A 15931-nucleotide genomic window follows, 5' to 3' on the forward strand; every position below is an offset into this window, starting at 1 on the left:
CAAGGAGAACGCGGCGGTCGCGCCCCTGCTGATCGGCTGGGCCTGGGTCGTCGGGCTTCGGCCGCCCCCGGGGGGGGGCGGCCGGGGGGGGGGGGGGGGGCGGCCGACGCGGCGGGCTGCGTCGCCTCTACCGGCCAGCCCAGTCGTCCGGGCTCCCGTCGTCGGCGTCGCCGGCCGAGGGAGCGGCGTTGAAGGGTCCGACGGGCGCGCTGCCGCTGGACAGCGGCGGGACCGCCCGCGGCTGTCCGGCGGGAGCTCCGGCCTCCCGGGGCGGGCCGTGCGGAGCGTCCTGCTCACGGGCGGCGGGGGAGCTGCCGGCGCCGCCACCCACGGCCGCAGCCCGGGCACCGGCCGGGACACCGGCGCCGCTGTCGTCCGGGCCGCTGCCGGAACCCAGCTCGCGCAGCTGGGTCTCGAGGTAGGCCTTGAGGCGGGTGCGGTACTCCCGCTCGAAGGCGCGCAGCTCCTCGATGCGGACCTCGAGAGCGCGGCGACGGGCCTCGAGATCGCCGGTCGCTTCGTGGATCTTCGCGGCGACATCCTGGTCCAGCCGCGCCGCCTTCTGCCGGGACTCGGCCAGGGTGCGCTCCGCCTCCTGCCGCGAGCGGGACAGCGTCTGCTCGGCCTCGGCCCGGGCGGACTGCAGCGTCTCCTCGGCCTCGGCCCGGGCGGAGCCCACCATCTGCTCGGCCTCGGCGCGCGCCTCGGCGATCGCCTCGTCGGCCGTGCGCTGGGCCAGCAGCAGGGTACGCAGGGCGGCCTCCTGGCCCTCCATCCCGCTGAGCACCGGCGCCGGAGCGGCCTGCTCGACGGGCGCCGCCGGCGCGCTGGTCGCCGGCTTGCTGCGCAGCTCGGAGTTGTCGCGGAGCAGCCGCGCGAGCTCGGTCTCGACCTCGTCGAGGAAGGCGTCCACCTCGTCCAGCGAGTAGCCGCGGAAGGCGATACGGAACTGCTTGTTGGCGACGTCGGTCGGAGTCAGCGGCACGGGTCGACTCTTTCTTCCAGAGCGGGGGCGGGAGGGGTCATACCGACCGCGCAGCGTTGCTCGCCACATCCATGAGGATGGTCACGACGAAGAACAGCACGATGAAGCCCAGGTCCAGACTGATCTGCCCGAGCCGCAGCGGCGGCAACACACGGCGCAGCGCCTTCAACGGCGGGTCGGTGACCGAGTAGACCAACTCCAGGACGATCGCCACGGCGCCGGCCGGTCGATAGGACCGGGCAAACAGGAAGACGTACTCCATGACCAGTCGGAGGATCAGGAAGATCAGGAAGATCAGCAGCGCGAAATAGACGGCTTGCGCGACGACCTGCACGGTGAAACGGCTCCTGGAGGACGGGGACGACGGTACGGACCTGCGACGAGGCTACGTCCCGCGGCGGTAACGGCTGCGGCGCGGATCAGGACTGGTTGAAAAAGCCGCTCTCGGCGATGCGCGCCTTGTCCTCGGCCGTCACCTCGACGTGCTCGGGAGAGAGCAGGAAGACCTTGTTGGTGACCCGCTCGATGCTGCCGTGCAGTCCGAAGATCAGACCGGCCGCGAAGTCCACCAGACGCTTGGCGTCCCCGTCGTCCATCTCGGTGAGATTCATGATCACCGGCGTGCCGCTGCGGAAGTGCTCGCCGATCTGGCGGGCCTCGTTGTAGGTGCGCGGGTGCAGCGTGGTGATGCGGTAGCCCTCCTCGAAGGCCGGGACCGGCGCGGGACGCAGCTGGGTGTCCAGGGCGACGGCGCCACGGGTGCGCACCGTGCCGGACGGCTCCGGCGGGCGGCGCAGGGCGCTGGTGGGGGCGCTGGTGCTCCCGTCGCCGCTCCACCGGCGGCTCGGCACCGGGCTCGGCTGGGGGGCGACCTCGTGCAGGTCCTCGTCGTCGTAGGCGTCGTAGGCGTCGTCGGCGTAGCGGCGGTCCCGCCCGTCACGGATGTCCTCGTCGTCCTCCACCAGGCCGAGGTACAGGCCCAACTTGCGCATGGTGCCTGACATCGCGGGCTCCCTCGGGTAGGTGATGCGGACGGTCGTGTTCGGCGCGCAGACTACCGGCTGGTCGGCGGTCTGCGGCCTAACAACGCGCTCCCGACACGCACGTGTGTCGCGCCCGCGGCGACCGCGTGTTCGAGGTCGCCGGTCATCCCGGCGCTGATCGAGGAGGCCTGCGGATGCGCCCGGCGAAGCGCGGCCGAGACGCGGGCCAGGTCGGCGAAGGCGACGGCCGGGTCAGCCCCGCGCGGTGCCACCGCCATGACTCCGGCGAGCCGGAGCCCGGGGGCCGCAGCGGTCTGCGCGGCGAGCGCCGGAACCTGTTCCGACGGTGCGCCACCACGGGTGACGTCGCCGTCGAGGCTGACCTGCAGCAACACGTCCAGCTCTCGGCCGGCGCGCTGCGCCCCGGCCGAGAGCGCCTGCACCAGAGCGGGGCGGTCGAGCGAATGGACGACGTCGGCGTACGAGGCGACGCTGCGGGCCTTGTTGGTCTGCAGACCGCCGACGAAGTGCCAGCGCACCCCGTCGACGACGCCGGCTTTGCGCCGGGCCTCCTGGTCGCGGTTCTCGCCGAAGTCGCGGATCCCGAGCTCGCGCAGCGCCTCGACGTCGGCGGCCGGGTAGGTCTTGCTGACGGCCACCAGCACGACGTCCTCGCGCCGGCGACCGGCCGCGCGACAGGCCTGCGCCAGTCGCTGCTCGAGCGCGTGCAGCGCAGCGGCCAGCACGGCCTGGCGGTCAGGCACGGGAGAGCCAGACCAGACCGGCGTGCCGCCCGGTCCGGCCGTCGCGGCGGTAGGAGAAGAAGCGCTGCGGCTGCTCGATCGTGCAGCCGCCGACGGCCTGCACGGCCACCCCGGCTTCGGCCAGCAGCGCCGTCGCGCCTGCCGTGAGGTCCACCGACGGCGTGCCGGTACGGGTCGTCGCGCGGCTGCCGGGAACCGCGTCGCCGACCTCGTCGGCCAGCTCCGCCGGCAGCTCATAGCACCTCCCGCAGGCAGCCGGACCCAGCACTGCCGTGCTGTGCGACGGCTCGGCACCGAGCGCTTCCATCGCCTGCAGCGTCGCGTGCAGCACGCCGCGGGCCAACCCGGCGCGGCCGGCGTGGGCGGCCGCCACCACCCCGGCCCGTGGGTCGGCCAGCAGCACCGGGAGGCAGTCGGCGGCCAGCACGACCAGGCCCAGACCGGGGGTCGTGGTGACCAGCGCGTCGACGGCCGCGACGCCGCCGTCGCGGCCCCAGGAGGACGAGCGGTCGACGACGGCGACTCCGGCGCCGTGCACCTGCTGCGCGAAGACCAGCCCGCCTGGTGCCAGCCCGGCGGCCGCGGCCAGCAGGTCGCGGTTGTCCTGCACGCAGCGCCCATCGTCCTCGACGTGCAGACCGAGGTTGAGGCCGTCGTAGGGCGGGGCGCTCACCCCGCCGGCGCGGGTGGTGAAGGCGCCGGCTGCCGGCGCGGGCAGGCCGACCGGCAGCAGCTCCAGCACCGGCCTACTTCAGGAAGTCCGGGACGTCGAGGTCGTCCTCGAACACGACGGTGCGGCGCGGCGGGCTGCTCGGCTGCGGCGTCGGGCGCTGGGGCGGCGGCTGCGGCGAGCTGCGGGTGGAGCTGGGGTTGTAACCGGGGTTGTAACGCTGGTTGAAGGTCGGGGCGGCGGGGGTCGCAGGCGGCGGCGTGGCCTCCGGCTCCCGTGGGCGGCGGCTCTCGACCCGTCGGATCGGGGTGGGCTCGCCCGAATCGAAGCCGGCGGCGATGACGGTCACCCGCACCTCGTCGCCGAGCGCGTCGTCGATGACGGCACCGAAGATGATGTTGGCCTCGGGGTGGGCGGCATCGGCGACCAACTGGGCCGCCTCGTTGATCTCGAACAGCCCCAGGTCACTGCCGCCGGAGATGTTGAGCAGCACGCCCCGGGCGCCGTCCATGCTCGCCTCGAGCAGCGGGCTGGCGATCGCCATCTCCGCGGCGACCGCCGCCCGGTCGTCGCCGCGGGCGTTGCCGATGCCCATGAGCGCGCTGCCGGCGCCGTTCATGACCGCCTTCACGTCGGCGAAGTCGAGATTGATCAAACCGGGGGTGGTGATCAGGTCGGTGATGCCCTGGACCCCGGAGAGCAGCACCTGGTCGGCGCTCTTGAAGGCGTCCATGACGCTCACCGACCGGTCGCTGATCGACAGCAGCCGGTCGTTCGGGATGACGATCAGGGTGTCGACCTCGGCGCGCAGCGCCTCGATGCCCTCCTCGGCCTGCTGGGCGCGGCGGCGGCCCTCGAAGGAGAACGGCCGGGTGACCACGCCGATGGTGAGCGCGCCGAGTCCGCGGGCCACCGCGGCGACGACCGGCGCGCCACCGGTGCCGGTGCCGCCACCCTCGCCGGCCGTGACGAAGACCATGTCGGCCCCCTTCAGGACCTCCTCGATCTCGTCGCGGTGGTCCTCGGCGGCCTGCCGGCCGACGTCGGGCTGAGCGCCGGCGCCCAGTCCGCGGGTGAGCTCGCGGCCGATGTCGAGCTTGACGTCGGCGTCGCTCATCAGCAGCGCCTGCGCATCGGTGTTGATCGCGATGAACTCGACGCCCTTGAGCCCCACCTCGATCATCCGGTTCACGGCGTTGACGCCGCCACCTCCGATGCCGACCACCTTGATGACGGCGAGGTAGTTCTGTGGAGCTGCCACGGGTTGGGGTGCCTCTCGGAGCGGGCGGACGGACGGCGGGCAAGCACCGGCGGCCGCAGCGACAGCGACCGTCCGGGGCGAGGTCGCGGGAGCCTTGCCGAACCCTCGACCTCAACGACACGCTTAGAGTTATGTCAACCTGGACCTGACGAGCCGGACGCTAAGCGAGCCGCCGGAGCGGGTCAACCGCCCGCACCGGCGTGTCGCGGAAAACTCGCTGTCGACGGTCGCACCGCCCCGGATGAGCCCGCTGTGCCGCCCCGTCCGATGCTCAACGCGCGGCGCGCTTGGCCTCGTACATCCGCACGTCAGCCTGGGACAGCAGCGCGTGTGGGTCGTCCTCACCGCACCGGGAGACCGCCGCACCGATGCTCACCCCGATGGTGAGGTCGAGGTCGTGGAGACGCATCGGCGCGGCGACCGCCCCCTGCAGGCGGCGCACCAGGGCAGCCGCCGAGGCGTCCGTGGCGCCCTCGATCAGGATCACGAACTCGTCCCCGCCGAGCCGGGCCACGGTGTCCGACGGCCGGACCGCAGCGGTCAGCCGATCGGCCACCGCGCGCAGCACCGCGTCGCCGACGGCGTGGCCGTGCCGGTCGTTGGCCTCCTTGAAGTTGTCGAGGTCCAGGAACAGCACCCCCGTCGACTCCCCCGACCGGGCGTCCCGGGCCAGCGAGCTGCGCAGCCGCTCCTCGAACAGGGCGCGGTTGGCCAGCCCCGTCAGCGGGTCACGCACCGCCCGCTCGGTGAGCACCGCGGTCAGCTCGCGCAGGTCCTGCTCAGCCCGCCGGCGCTCGGTGATGTCCTGCGCGCTCACCGCGAACCAGGCCACGCTGCCGTCGGGGCCGGCGACGGAGGCCAGCCCGTGCAGCAGCCAGGTCACCTCGCCGTCGCCATGGACGTACTGCCGTTCGGCCTGCACCGAGCGGGTGCACCCGGCGAGCAGGTCGTCGAAGGCCTCGGGATCACCGCCGCCGAGGACGTCGGCGATCGGCACGCCGATCAGATCCTCCGCCGCGCGGCCGAGCAGCGCGGCGTAGGTCTCGTTGACGCGGATGTAGCTACCGGTGAGGTCGGCCAGCGCCAGCCCGATCCGGGCGGCGTCGAAGAAGGTCTCGAAGACGTCCCGGCTGGACGTCAACGCCTCCATCGTCGCGCGCGCGGCCACGGCGCGCTCCCCACTGGGAGCCGGCGCCGCCTGCGGGCTGTCCATGGAGGTCGTCATCGACAGGACATCTGCCCGCCAATGGCGCGGAGATGCGCACCTGCAGGCCACAACTGCGTCACGGTGGGTGTCACCTCACCACGACGACATCCTCGGCGCTGACGTCGTAGACGCTCCCCGGTTTGGTCAGCAGGGCGAGCACGGCCGCAGCCTTGGTGGCGGTGCCGCCGGGGCGTCCCCAGACGACCTGTCGCCCGTCAGCCAGCAACAGCAGGACGGCGGCGGGCGAGGCCGCGCGCACGATCCGCACCCGGCTACGGAGCGCCTCTGGCAGCGCCGCGTGCACGTCCAGCGCCGCCCTGGTGGCCGGGTCGTCCGCGGCCGGCGTGTGCACCTGCAGCCGGACGACACCCGGGGGCAGGCGGGGCTCAGTGGCGAACGGCACGCCGCCGACGTCCACGAGGGTGACCGCGCCGTCCTGGAGGACGCCGGCCGCAGGGGTGCGCTCGGTCACCGCGACGGTCAGCGTGCCGGGCCAGGTGCGGCGGACCGCCACGTCGCCGACCGGCGCCAGGACGGCCACCCGGTCCTCGACGGCACCGGTGTCCACGCGGGCGAGGGGGGTGCCGCGGGCGACGGCGGCGGCCTCGACGACGGCCGCGGCCTGCAGCCGCTGCGTGCCGATCACCTCGACCCGGTCGACCGCGAGCCAGCTGGACAGCAGCAACACCCACGCCAGACCGGCCAGCGGCAGCAGGACCAGCAGCACACTGCCGATGCGGCGCAGGATGCGGCCGCGGCGGGCCGCGCGCTCGGCCCGGTCCCGGGCGGCCAGCCGCGGAGCCACCGGCACGACCCGGCGCGCTCGGGCCGGCGCGGTCACGGGGCCGCTCCGGCCAGCAGCCGCAGGACTTCGGGGCCGATCGCGGTCACGTCGCCGGCGCCGAGGGTCAGGACCAGGTCGCCGGCCTGCGCGCGGGCGGCCAGCTGCTGGGGCACGCTCGTCCACGAGGGCTCGAAGACCACCCGTGCGGGCGGCAGCGGGACAGCGGCCGCCACGCTCGCACCGGTCGCGCCGGGCACCGGCTCCTCCCCGGCCGCGTAGACCTCCATGACCACGACCTCGTCCGCCGCCCCCAGAGCCTGGCCGAACTCTCGGGCGAAGGCCAGCGTGCGGCTGTAACGGTGCGGCTGGAAGGCGACGATGAGCCGTCCGGAGCCGGCCACCTCGCGTGCAGCGGACAGCTGCGCGACCAGCTCGGTGGGGTGGTGGGCGTAGTCGTCGTAGACGCGGATGCCGGCCACCACCCCCTTGAGTTCCATCCGTCGGCGCACGCCGGTGAAGCCGCCCAGCCCCTCGACGAGCAGCGCCTCGGGCAGGCCGAGGCCGATCCCGGTGAGCAGCGCGGCGCCGGAGTTCAGCGCGAGGTGCCGCCCCGGCACGCCCAGCGACACAGGCGGCAGCCGCCGGCCGCGCAGCACCGGCTCGTACCGGCTGGTGGTGCCGCTCACGGTGACGTCGGCCAGCCGCAGGTCGGCGTCGGCGGCGGTCCCGTAGGTGCGGACGTCGACGCTGCGATCCCGGGCGTACGACGCGAGCCGCCGCGCGCCGGGGTCGTCCGCGCAGACGACGACGAAGCCGGCGGGGTCGACGGTGCCGACGAACTGCTCGAAGGCCCGCTCGACGGCGTCCGCGTCGCCGTAGTGGTCCAGGTGGTCGGCCTCGACGTTGGTGACGATGGCGGAGTAGGGGCGGTAGGCCAGGAAGGAGCCGTCGCTCTCGTCCGCCTCGACGATGAACAGCGTGCCGCTGCCGTGGTGGGCATTGCTGGCCGCCTCGTTGAGGTCGCCGCCGATGGCGAAGGACGGGTCCACGCCGCAGTGCTGCACCGCCACGGTGAGCATCGAGGTGGTGGTCGTCTTGCCGTGCGTGCCGGCGACGGCCACGCCGCGGCGGCCGGCCATCAGGGCCGCCAGGGCCTCGGCCCGCAGCAGCACCCTCAGCCCCCGCTCGCGGGCGGCGAGCAGCTCGGGGTTGTCCTGGGGAATGGCGGTCGACACGACGACGGTGTCGGCGTCGGCGACGTGGGCCGGGTCATGACCGAGCTGGACGGTGGCGCCGAGCACCCGCAGCGCGGCCGTCGCCCGTGAGTCCTTGGCGTCGCTGCCGGAGACGGTGGCGCCGCGGGCCAGCAGCACCCGGGCGATACCGCTCATGCCGGCGCCGCCGATGCCCACGAAGTGCACCCGGCCCAGCTGCTCGCTCACCGGTGCACCGCCGCCAGCACCAGGTCGACCAGTGCCTCGTCGGCGTCCCGGTGGCCGCGCCGGGCGGCGGCGCTGCCCATCGCCGACAGCCGCGCGGCGTCGAGCAGCAAGGGCAGCACCGTCGAGCGGACGTAGCCGGCGTCGAAGCCGGCATCCTCCACCAGCAGGCCGCCCCCGCCGTCCACGACCGGCCGGGCGTTGAGCACCTGCTCGCCGTTGCCGATCGGCAGCGGCACGTAGACGGCCGGCAGACCGACCGCCGACAGCTCGGCGCAGGTCATCGCGCCGGCCCGGCAGACGGCCAGATCGGCGGCGGCATAGGCCAGCTCCATCCGATCGACGTAGGGCAGCACGTGGTGGGTGGCCCGCTCCCCCACGGCCGCCTGGACCGTCTCGACCTGCGCGGGGCCGGCGACGTGCAGCACCTGCACCCCCGCGGCAGCCAGCTCGGCGGCCGCGCCGGTGACGGCGGCGTTGAGGCTGCGGGCGCCCTGCGAGCCGCCGGTCACCAACAGCACCGGGCCCTCGGACAACCCGAAGGTCGCCCGCGCCCCGGGGCGTGCAGCGGCCCGGTCGAGCCGGGCCACGGCACTGCGCAGCGGGATGCCGAGCACCTGCGCGTGGCGCAGTCCACTGCCCTCGACCGCGGCCGCGACATGGGGGGTGAGCCGGGAGCCCACCCGGTTGGCCAGCCCGGCCCGGGCGTTGGCCTCGTGGACCACCGACGGGGTGCCGCGCCGGCGCGCGGCGAGGTACGCGGGCAGCGCGACGTAACCGCCGAAGCCCACCACCACGTCGGCGTCGACCCGGTCCAGGTGGGCGCGGGTACGCCGGACGGCATCGGCGACCCGCCCCGGGACCCGGAGCAGGTCCAGCGTCGGCCGGCGTGGCAGCGGCACGCGCGGGATCTCCGCGAGGTCGTAGCCGCGGGCGGGCACGAGCCGGGCCTCCAGCCCGGTGCCGGTGCCGAGAGCGGTGACGACGGTGGAGGGCTCGCGGCGGCGCAGCGCGTCGGCGAGCGCGAGGGCGGGCTCGACATGGCCGGCGGTACCGCCACCGGCCACCACCACCGACAGGGGCCGGCTCATCGTCGTCCGGGTGCCGGGCCGGTCCGGCGGGCACCGGTGCGTGGCACCCCTGCCCGCCCGCCGGTGCGCGGGACGGCGCGCGCCCGCCCCGCCGTACGGGACCGGACGGGGGCCGAGGTCTCCCCGCGCAGTCGACCGCGCAGGGTGGGTGCCGCGGCGAGCGCCGCGGCGGCACCGGGCTCGAGCCGCGCGAAGGACAGCAGCATCCCGATCGCGACGAGGGTGACCAGCAGCGCCGAGCCGCCGAAGGACACCAACGGCAGCGGGATGCCGGTGATCGGCAGCAGGCCGACGACGGCACCCATGTTGATGATCGCCTGGCAGCCGATCCAGGCGGTGACGCCGGAGGTGGCCAGCCGGACGAACGGGTCGTCGGAGTGCTGCGCGATCCGGATGCAGGAGTAGATCAGCACCGCGAACAACCCGACGACGGTGAGCGTGCCGAGCAGGCCGAGCTCCTCGCCGATGATCGCGAAGACGTAGTCGGTGTGCGCCTCGGGCAGCCCGCCCGACCACTTCTCCCGGCTGGCGCCGAGGCCGAGGCCGAACAGGCCGCCGGAGGACAGCGCGTAGAAACCCTGGACCGCCTGGTAGCCGGTGTTCTCGGGATCGGCGAACGGGTCGCGGAACGACATCAGCCGCTCGAGCCGGTGCGGGGTCGTGATCGCCAGGAACATCGCGCCGCTGACGAGGGCACCGACGAGCACGCCGAAGATCCGCAGCGGGGTGCCGACGACCCACAGCAGCGCGATCACGACGGTCGCGATCGAGACCGCGGTGCCGAAGTCGGGCTGGAGCATCACCAGCAGCAGCACGGCCCCGGTGACGGGGACGAGGGGGACGAGCAGGTGCATCCGGATGTCCAGCAGCCGCCGCTTGCGGACCAACAGGTCCGCCCCCCACAGCACGAGCGCCAGCTTCACCAGCTCGGCCGGCTGCAGGTTGAAGCCGAGCGGCAACGGGATCCAGCTGGTCGCGCCGTTGACCTGCCTGCCGACCCCCGGTAGCAGAACGGCGACGAGCAGCGCCAGCGACGTCAGCAGCAGCGGGTAGGCCGCGGCCCGGTAGAACCGGACCGGCAGCCGCGAGGCCGCGAACATCAGCGGCAGCCCGAGCGAGATGAACGTCGCCTGCTTGATGCCGGTGGCGAACAGCGAGCCGGTCGTGGCGTAGGAGCGCAGGCTGGACGCCGAGAACACCATGACCAGCCCGAGGACGAGCAGCAGCAGCGTGCTGGCCAGCAGCAGGTGGTAGCTGGCCAGGGGCCGGAGCAGCACCGGCACCCGCGCCGGACCGACGTCCTGCTCGGCGGACGCGGTCGAGGGAGCCCTCATGAGGACGTCCCGGTGACGGCGCGGGCGAACAGCTCGCCGCGCTCGTTGTAGTCGCGGAAGCAGTCCATCGAGGCGGCAGCCGGCGCGAGCAGGACGGTGTCCCCCGGCCGGGCGAGTCCGCGCGCGGCGGAGACGGCATCGAGCATGGCTCCAGTGTCGAGCCGCTCGACCTCCACGACGGGGATCTCGGGCGCGTGTCGCCGGAGCGCCTCGGCGAACTGCGCACGATCGGTGCCCAGCAGCACGACGGCCCGCAGCCGGTCGGCGGCCTCCCGCACCAGCTCGTCGACGTCGGCGCCCTTGAGCAGCCCGCCGGCCACCCACACGACCGACGGGTAGGCGGCCAGGCTCGCGGCGGCGGCGTGCGGATTGGTGGCCTTGCTGTCGTCGACCCATCCGACGCCGGCGGCGGTCGTCACCAGGGTGTTGCGGTGCGGCCCGGGTGCGACCTCCCGCAGCCCGGCGGCGACCGCCTCGGCCGGCACGCCGTAGGACCGGGCCAACGCGGCGGCGGCCAAGGCGTTGGCGACGTTGTGGGCCCCGGGCAGCGGCAGGTCGTCCAGCGTGGCGAGCGGGGTGGCCTCGCCCGCGACGTCCCGTCCCGCGGCGTCGAGGAAGGCCCGGTCGACGAGCAGGTTTTCGACGACGCCGAGCTCGCCCGCGCGCGGGCTGCCGAGGGTGAAGCCGGCCCGCACCGCCCCCTGCGCCGCGGCGGCGGCCGCCAGGCGTACGGACGCAGCATCCTCCCGGTTGTAGACCGCGACGGTGCCCGGGCCGTGGATGCGCCCCTTGGCGGCGGTGTAGTCCTGCAGCGAACCGTGCCAGTCGACGTGGTCGGGTGCGACGTTGAGCACGACAGCGGTGTGCGGGCGCAACGAGCTGGACCAGTGCAGCTGGAAGCTGGACAGCTCCACCGCCAGGACGTCGTACGGCTCGGCGGCCAGGACCGCGTCCAGCAGCGGCAGGCCCACGTTGCCTGCGGCGACCGTGCGGCGGCCGGCCGCGGCCAGGATCGAGGCGAGCATCCGGACGGTGGTGGTCTTGCCGTTGGTGCCGGTGACGGCCAGCCAGGGGGCCGCCGCGGCGCCGCGCAGCCGCCAGGCCAGCTCGACCTCGCCGATCACCTCGATCCCCGCTGCCGCGCTCGCGACGAGCAGCGGGGAGTCCGGGCGCCAGCCGGGGCTGGTCACGACCAGCGCCGTGCCGGGCGGGGGCGCGTCGGTGGCGAGCACCTGCAGGCCCGCGGCGCGCAGCGGCTCGGCCCGATCCTGCCGTGCCTCGACGACGGTCACCCGGGCGCCACGCTCCTGCAGCACGCGGGCGGCGGCCACTCCGCTGACCCCGGCGCCGGCGACGACGACGGGCAGCCCTTCGACGATCAACGCAGTGGGCCCGTGGCGAGGTACTCGGCGTAGAACACGCCCAGGCCGAAGGCCACCGCCAGACCGGCGATGATCCAGAACCGGACGATGACGGTGTTCTCGACCCAGCCGGCCAACTCGAAGTGGTGGTGGATCGGCGCCATGTTGAACAGCCGCTTTCGGGTCGCCTTGAAGACGCCGATCTGCAGGATCACCGAGAGCGTCTCGATGACGAACAGCCCGCCGAGCACGATGAGCAGCAGTTCGGTACGGGTCACGATCGCGATGCCGGCCAGGGCGCCGCCGATGGCCAGCGACCCGGTGTCGCCCATGAAGATCTTCGCGGGCGAGGCGTTCCACCACAGGAAGCCGAAGCAGGCGCCCATGGCGGCGGCGGCCACCAACGCGATGTCGAGCGGGTCGCGGGCGGTGTAGCACTGGACCAGGCCGGGCCGGAGCACACAGGAGTTGCGGAACTGCCAGAAGCCGATCACGACATAGGCCGCGAAGACCATGATGGAGGAGCCGGCGGCCAGCCCGTCCAGCCCGTCGGTGAGGTTCACGGCGTTCGAGGTCGCCGTGATGATCAGGTAGGCGAAGATCACGAAACCGACCGAGCCGAGCCCGATCGCGGTGTAGTCGCGGATGAACGACAGCTGGGTCGAGGCCGGGGTCAGGCCCGAGCTGTTCCTGAACTGCAGGGCCGCGACGGCGAAGCCGACGCCGACGATGAGCTGGCCGAGGAACTTGGAGGCGGCGTTGAGGCCCAGCGAACGCTGCTTGCGGATCTTGATGAAGTCGTCGAGGAAGCCGACGAGTCCGAGGCCGGTCATCAGCCCCAGGACGAGCAGCCCGCTGGCGGTGGGGCCGCGGCCCGGCTGGCTCGCGACGGCCAGGTGGGCCACGGCGTAGCCGACGAGGGTCGCGCCGATGATCACCGCGCCGCCCATCGTCGGCGTGCCGCGCTTGGTGGCGTGGCTGCTCGGGCCGTCCTCGCGGATCTCCTGGCCGTAGCCGCGGTGCCGGAACAGCCGGATCACCGCGGGGGTGCACAGCAGCGACACGAGCAGCGCGGTCATCGCGGCGATCAGGACCGATCTCACCGCGAGGCCTCCACGGCGGACGATCCTGGCAGGTCCGGTTCGAGCAGTGCCGCAGCGACCCGCTCGAGGCCGGCGGAGCGGGAAGCCTTGACCAGCACGACGTCACCCGCTGCGAGCTGCTGCCGCAGCAGCGCGACGGCCGCGTCGACGTCCGGGACGTGGATCGACTCCGAGCCCCAGGAGCCCTCGAGCACCGCCCCGGCGTGGATCCCGCCGGCGTCCTCGCCGACCACCACCAGTTGGCCGATGTCCAGCCGCACGACGAACCGTCCCAGGTCCAGGTGTGCCTCCCGCGCGCCCTCCCCCAGCTCGGCCATCGGTCCCAGCACGGCGACCGTCCGGCGGCGCTTGCCGGCGCTCATCACCGCCAGCGTCTGCAGCGCGGCCCGCATCGACTCGGGGTTGGCGTTGTAGGCGTCGTTGACGACCGTCACGCCGTCCGGACGCTCGGTCACCTCCATCCGCCAGCGGCTGGCGGGGCGCGCCGCGGAGAGCAGCTGCGCGACCCGCTCGACCGGAGCGCCGGCGCAGCCGGTGGCCAGCACGTTGGCGGCGACGGCCGCGGCGTTGACCGCGGCATGGGCGCCGCGCAGCTGCAGCCCGACCTCGGCCGCGCCGGACGGGGTGACCAGCCGGAAGCGGGGCCGGCCCCCCTCGTCGAGCTCGAGGTCCTGCACGCGGTAGTCGGCCTCCGCACCGGCCCCGAAGGTCACCACCTGCCCCGTCGTGCGGGCGGACAGACCCAGCACCAGCGGGTCGTCCGCGTTGAGCACGGCGACCGCGGGCCCGTCCTCCCCCTCGGCGCCCTCGACCAGCTCACCCTTGGCCCGGGCGATGGCCTGCCGGCTGCCGAACTCGCCGAGATGGGCGGAGCCGATGTTGAGCACCGTCGCGGCGTGCGGCGGCACGAGGCCGCGCAGGAAGGCGATGTGCCCGACCCCCCGGGCGCTGTACTCCAGCACCGCGAAGCGGGTGTCGGCCGCGCGGCGCAGCGCGGTCAGCGGCAGCCCGATCTCGTTGTTGAACGACCCCGGCGGGGACAGGGTCGGGCCGAAGGCGGCCAGCACCGTCGCCAGCAGGTCCTTGGTCGACGTCTTGCCGCTGCTGCCCGTGATCCCGAAGGTGAACGGCACCTGGCCGCGGGCCCACAGCTGCCGCGCGAGCGCCTGCATGGCCGCCAGCGGGTCGGGCACGACCAGGCAGGGCACACCGGCGACCGGACGGGCGGACAGCACCGCGACGGCGCCGGCGGCGACCGCGGCGGCGGCGTGGTCGTGGCCGTCCGACCGCTCGCCCGGCAGGGCGACGAACAGTCCGCCCGGGCGCACCAGCCGGCTGTCGACCTCCACGTCGGCGGTCACCGCGACGTGGGGGGGGGGGCCCCCCACGCCCCCCGCGCCCGTGATCGCCACGACGTCCGCCACCGGGACCGGGATCACTCCGTCGCCTCCAGGATCAGCTCACGCAGCACCTGCCGGTCGTCGAACGGCGTGACGACCCCGCCGGCCTCCTGGCCGGTCTCGTGTCCCTTGCCCGCGATCACCACGGCATCACCCGGCTCCGCCAGCGCGACGGCCAACGCGATCGCCGCGCGCCGGTCGACCTCGCGCAGCGCATCGGGCGCGCCGGCGGCCATCTCGGCCAGAATCGTGGCCGGCTCCTCGCTGCGCGGGTTGTCGCTGGTCAGCACGGCGACGTCGGCGCCCGCAGCCGCCACCCGCCCCATCGCCGGCCGCTTGCCCCGGTCGCGGTCCCCGCCGCAGCCCAGCACGACCACCACCTTGCCCGAAGTCACCGTGCGCACCGTCTCCAGCAGGCGCGCCACCGCGTCCGGGGTGTGCGCGTAGTCCACGACGGCGAGCCAGGGCTGGCCCACGGCGACCCGCTCCATCCGGCCCGGCACCCCCGGGAGCCCGGCGACCCCGTGTACCGCGTCCTCGACCGGGATGCCGGCGGTGACCAACGTCGCCAGCGCCGCCACGGCGTTCGCGACGTTGAACGCACCCGGCAGCTGCACCGAGGCGCGCACGTCGACGCCCGGACCCAGGAGCCGGAAGCGGCTGCCGTCGGGTCGCAGGTCGAGCTCGCGGACCCGCCAGTCGGCGTCCTCGCCGTAGGTCACGCTCGGCAGCGGGGTGTCCCGCGCGATGCGGCGGCCGGCGGCGTCGTCGACGTTGAGCACCGCGCGGCGGGCCCGCTCCGGCGTGAACAACGAGGCCTTGGCGGCTTCGTACTCCTGCATCGAGGCGTGGAAGTCCAGGTGGTCCTGGGACAGGTTGGTGAACAGCGCCACGTCGAAGACGACGCCGTCGACCCGGCCGAGCGAGAGGGCGTGGCTGCTGACCTCCATCGCGACCGCGGTGCTGCCGCGCTCGACCATGACCGCCAGCAGCGCCTGCAGGTCCGGCGCCTCGGGGGTGGTCCGGACGCTGGGCAGGACCTCGTCGCCGATCCGGGTGAGCACCGTGCCGAGCAGCCCGGTGGCGTGCCCGCCGGCCCGCAGCCCCGCCTCCAGCAGGAACGCCGTGGTCGTCTTGCCGTTGGTGCCGGTGACGCCGAGGACGAGCAGGTCCCCGCCCGGCTCCCCGAACACCCATCGGGCGACCGCCCCGAGCACCCCTCGCGGGTCGTCGGCGACCAGGACCGGAACGTCGTACGGCGCACAGCGCGCCGCGCCGGCCGGATCGGTGAGTACGGCGGCGGCACCGGCCCGCACCGCCTGGCCGGCGAACTCCGCCCCGTGGGCACGGGAGCCGGGCAGCGCAGCGTAGAGGTCGCCGGGCAGCACGGCCCGGGAGTCCAGGGTGCAGCCGGTGAGCCGCACGCCGTCGACGGGACGGTCGGCGCGCAGGGCGGGCAGCAGCGGCAGCAGGGCGGGCAGCGGCCGCGCGGCGGGGCGGGCGGGACGCAGGGTGCGGTCCGCGCCGCCGGGGGTCGCGGGCACGAGGT

General features: G+C 74.6%; 15 protein-coding genes. All 15 read right to left on the reverse strand.

Annotation, left to right across the window (positions count from 1 at the left end; genetic code table 11):
* Positions 1–127: 127 nt before the first annotated feature.
* Positions 128–985, reverse strand: a complete 858-nt coding sequence (locus WD794_16330) for a DivIVA domain-containing protein (protein MEX2291879.1) — start codon at positions 983–985, stop codon at positions 128–130.
* A gap of 37 nt (positions 986–1022) precedes the next feature.
* Positions 1023–1319 carry a YggT family protein gene (locus WD794_16335; GenBank protein MEX2291880.1) on the reverse strand — a complete coding sequence of 99 codons (297 nt, stop codon included), beginning with the start codon at positions 1317–1319 and terminating at the stop codon, positions 1023–1025.
* A gap of 85 nt (positions 1320–1404) precedes the next feature.
* Entirely contained in the window at positions 1405–1989 is a 585-nt protein-coding gene (sepF, locus tag WD794_16340; protein ID MEX2291881.1) for a cell division protein SepF, read from the reverse strand.
* Positions 1990–2039: 50 nt separating this feature from the next.
* Positions 2040–2732 (reverse strand): YggS family pyridoxal phosphate-dependent enzyme, encoded by a 693-nt coding sequence (locus tag WD794_16345; protein MEX2291882.1) that lies wholly within the window; start codon positions 2730–2732, stop codon positions 2040–2042.
* A complete protein-coding gene (gene pgeF / locus WD794_16350) occupies positions 2725–3474 on the reverse strand; it encodes a peptidoglycan editing factor PgeF (GenBank protein MEX2291883.1) in 750 nt (249 codons plus the stop codon). The genes WD794_16345 and pgeF overlap by 8 nt, the downstream gene beginning before the upstream one ends.
* A gap of 4 nt (positions 3475–3478) precedes the next feature.
* Positions 3479–4663: a cell division protein FtsZ gene (gene ftsZ, locus WD794_16355; protein ID MEX2291884.1), complete on the reverse strand. Its 1185-nt coding sequence runs from the start codon at positions 4661–4663 to the stop codon at positions 3479–3481.
* A gap of 271 nt (positions 4664–4934) precedes the next feature.
* Complete coding sequence (locus tag WD794_16360; GenBank protein ID MEX2291885.1) at positions 4935–5888, reverse strand: diguanylate cyclase; 954 nt, start codon at positions 5886–5888, stop codon at positions 4935–4937.
* A 70-nt stretch (positions 5889–5958) separates the two neighbouring features.
* A complete protein-coding gene (locus tag WD794_16365; protein MEX2291886.1) occupies positions 5959–6711 on the reverse strand; it encodes an FtsQ-type POTRA domain-containing protein in 753 nt (250 codons plus the stop codon).
* Positions 6708–8096 (reverse strand): UDP-N-acetylmuramate--L-alanine ligase, encoded by a 1389-nt coding sequence (murC, locus tag WD794_16370; protein ID MEX2291887.1) that lies wholly within the window; start codon positions 8094–8096, stop codon positions 6708–6710. Before murC ends, WD794_16365 begins: the two co-directional genes overlap by 4 nt.
* Positions 8093–9184: an undecaprenyldiphospho-muramoylpentapeptide beta-N-acetylglucosaminyltransferase gene (gene murG, locus WD794_16375; protein MEX2291888.1), complete on the reverse strand. Its 1092-nt coding sequence runs from the start codon at positions 9182–9184 to the stop codon at positions 8093–8095. Before murG ends, murC begins: the two co-directional genes overlap by 4 nt.
* A complete protein-coding gene (gene ftsW / locus WD794_16380; GenBank protein ID MEX2291889.1) occupies positions 9181–10518 on the reverse strand; it encodes a putative lipid II flippase FtsW in 1338 nt (445 codons plus the stop codon). Before ftsW ends, murG begins: the two co-directional genes overlap by 4 nt.
* A complete protein-coding gene (gene murD, locus WD794_16385) occupies positions 10515–11897 on the reverse strand; it encodes a UDP-N-acetylmuramoyl-L-alanine--D-glutamate ligase (GenBank protein ID MEX2291890.1) in 1383 nt (460 codons plus the stop codon). The genes ftsW and murD overlap by 4 nt, the downstream gene beginning before the upstream one ends.
* The gene (mraY, locus tag WD794_16390; GenBank protein ID MEX2291891.1) at positions 11897–12982 is read right to left on the reverse strand and encodes a phospho-N-acetylmuramoyl-pentapeptide-transferase; all 1086 of its coding nucleotides are present in this window, start codon (positions 12980–12982) and stop codon (positions 11897–11899) included. The genes murD and mraY overlap by 1 nt, the downstream gene beginning before the upstream one ends.
* Positions 12979–14421 carry a UDP-N-acetylmuramoyl-tripeptide--D-alanyl-D-alanine ligase gene (gene murF / locus WD794_16395; GenBank protein ID MEX2291892.1) on the reverse strand — a complete coding sequence of 481 codons (1443 nt, stop codon included), beginning with the start codon at positions 14419–14421 and terminating at the stop codon, positions 12979–12981. Before murF ends, mraY begins: the two co-directional genes overlap by 4 nt.
* A complete protein-coding gene (locus tag WD794_16400) occupies positions 14418–15926 on the reverse strand; it encodes a UDP-N-acetylmuramoyl-L-alanyl-D-glutamate--2,6-diaminopimelate ligase (protein MEX2291893.1) in 1509 nt (502 codons plus the stop codon). Before WD794_16400 ends, murF begins: the two co-directional genes overlap by 4 nt.
* Positions 15927–15931: the final 5 nt, after the last annotated feature.

The sequence above is a fragment of the Mycobacteriales bacterium genome, from assembly GCA_040902655.1.
Taxonomy (GTDB): domain Bacteria; phylum Actinomycetota; class Actinomycetes; order Mycobacteriales; family SCTD01; genus SCTD01.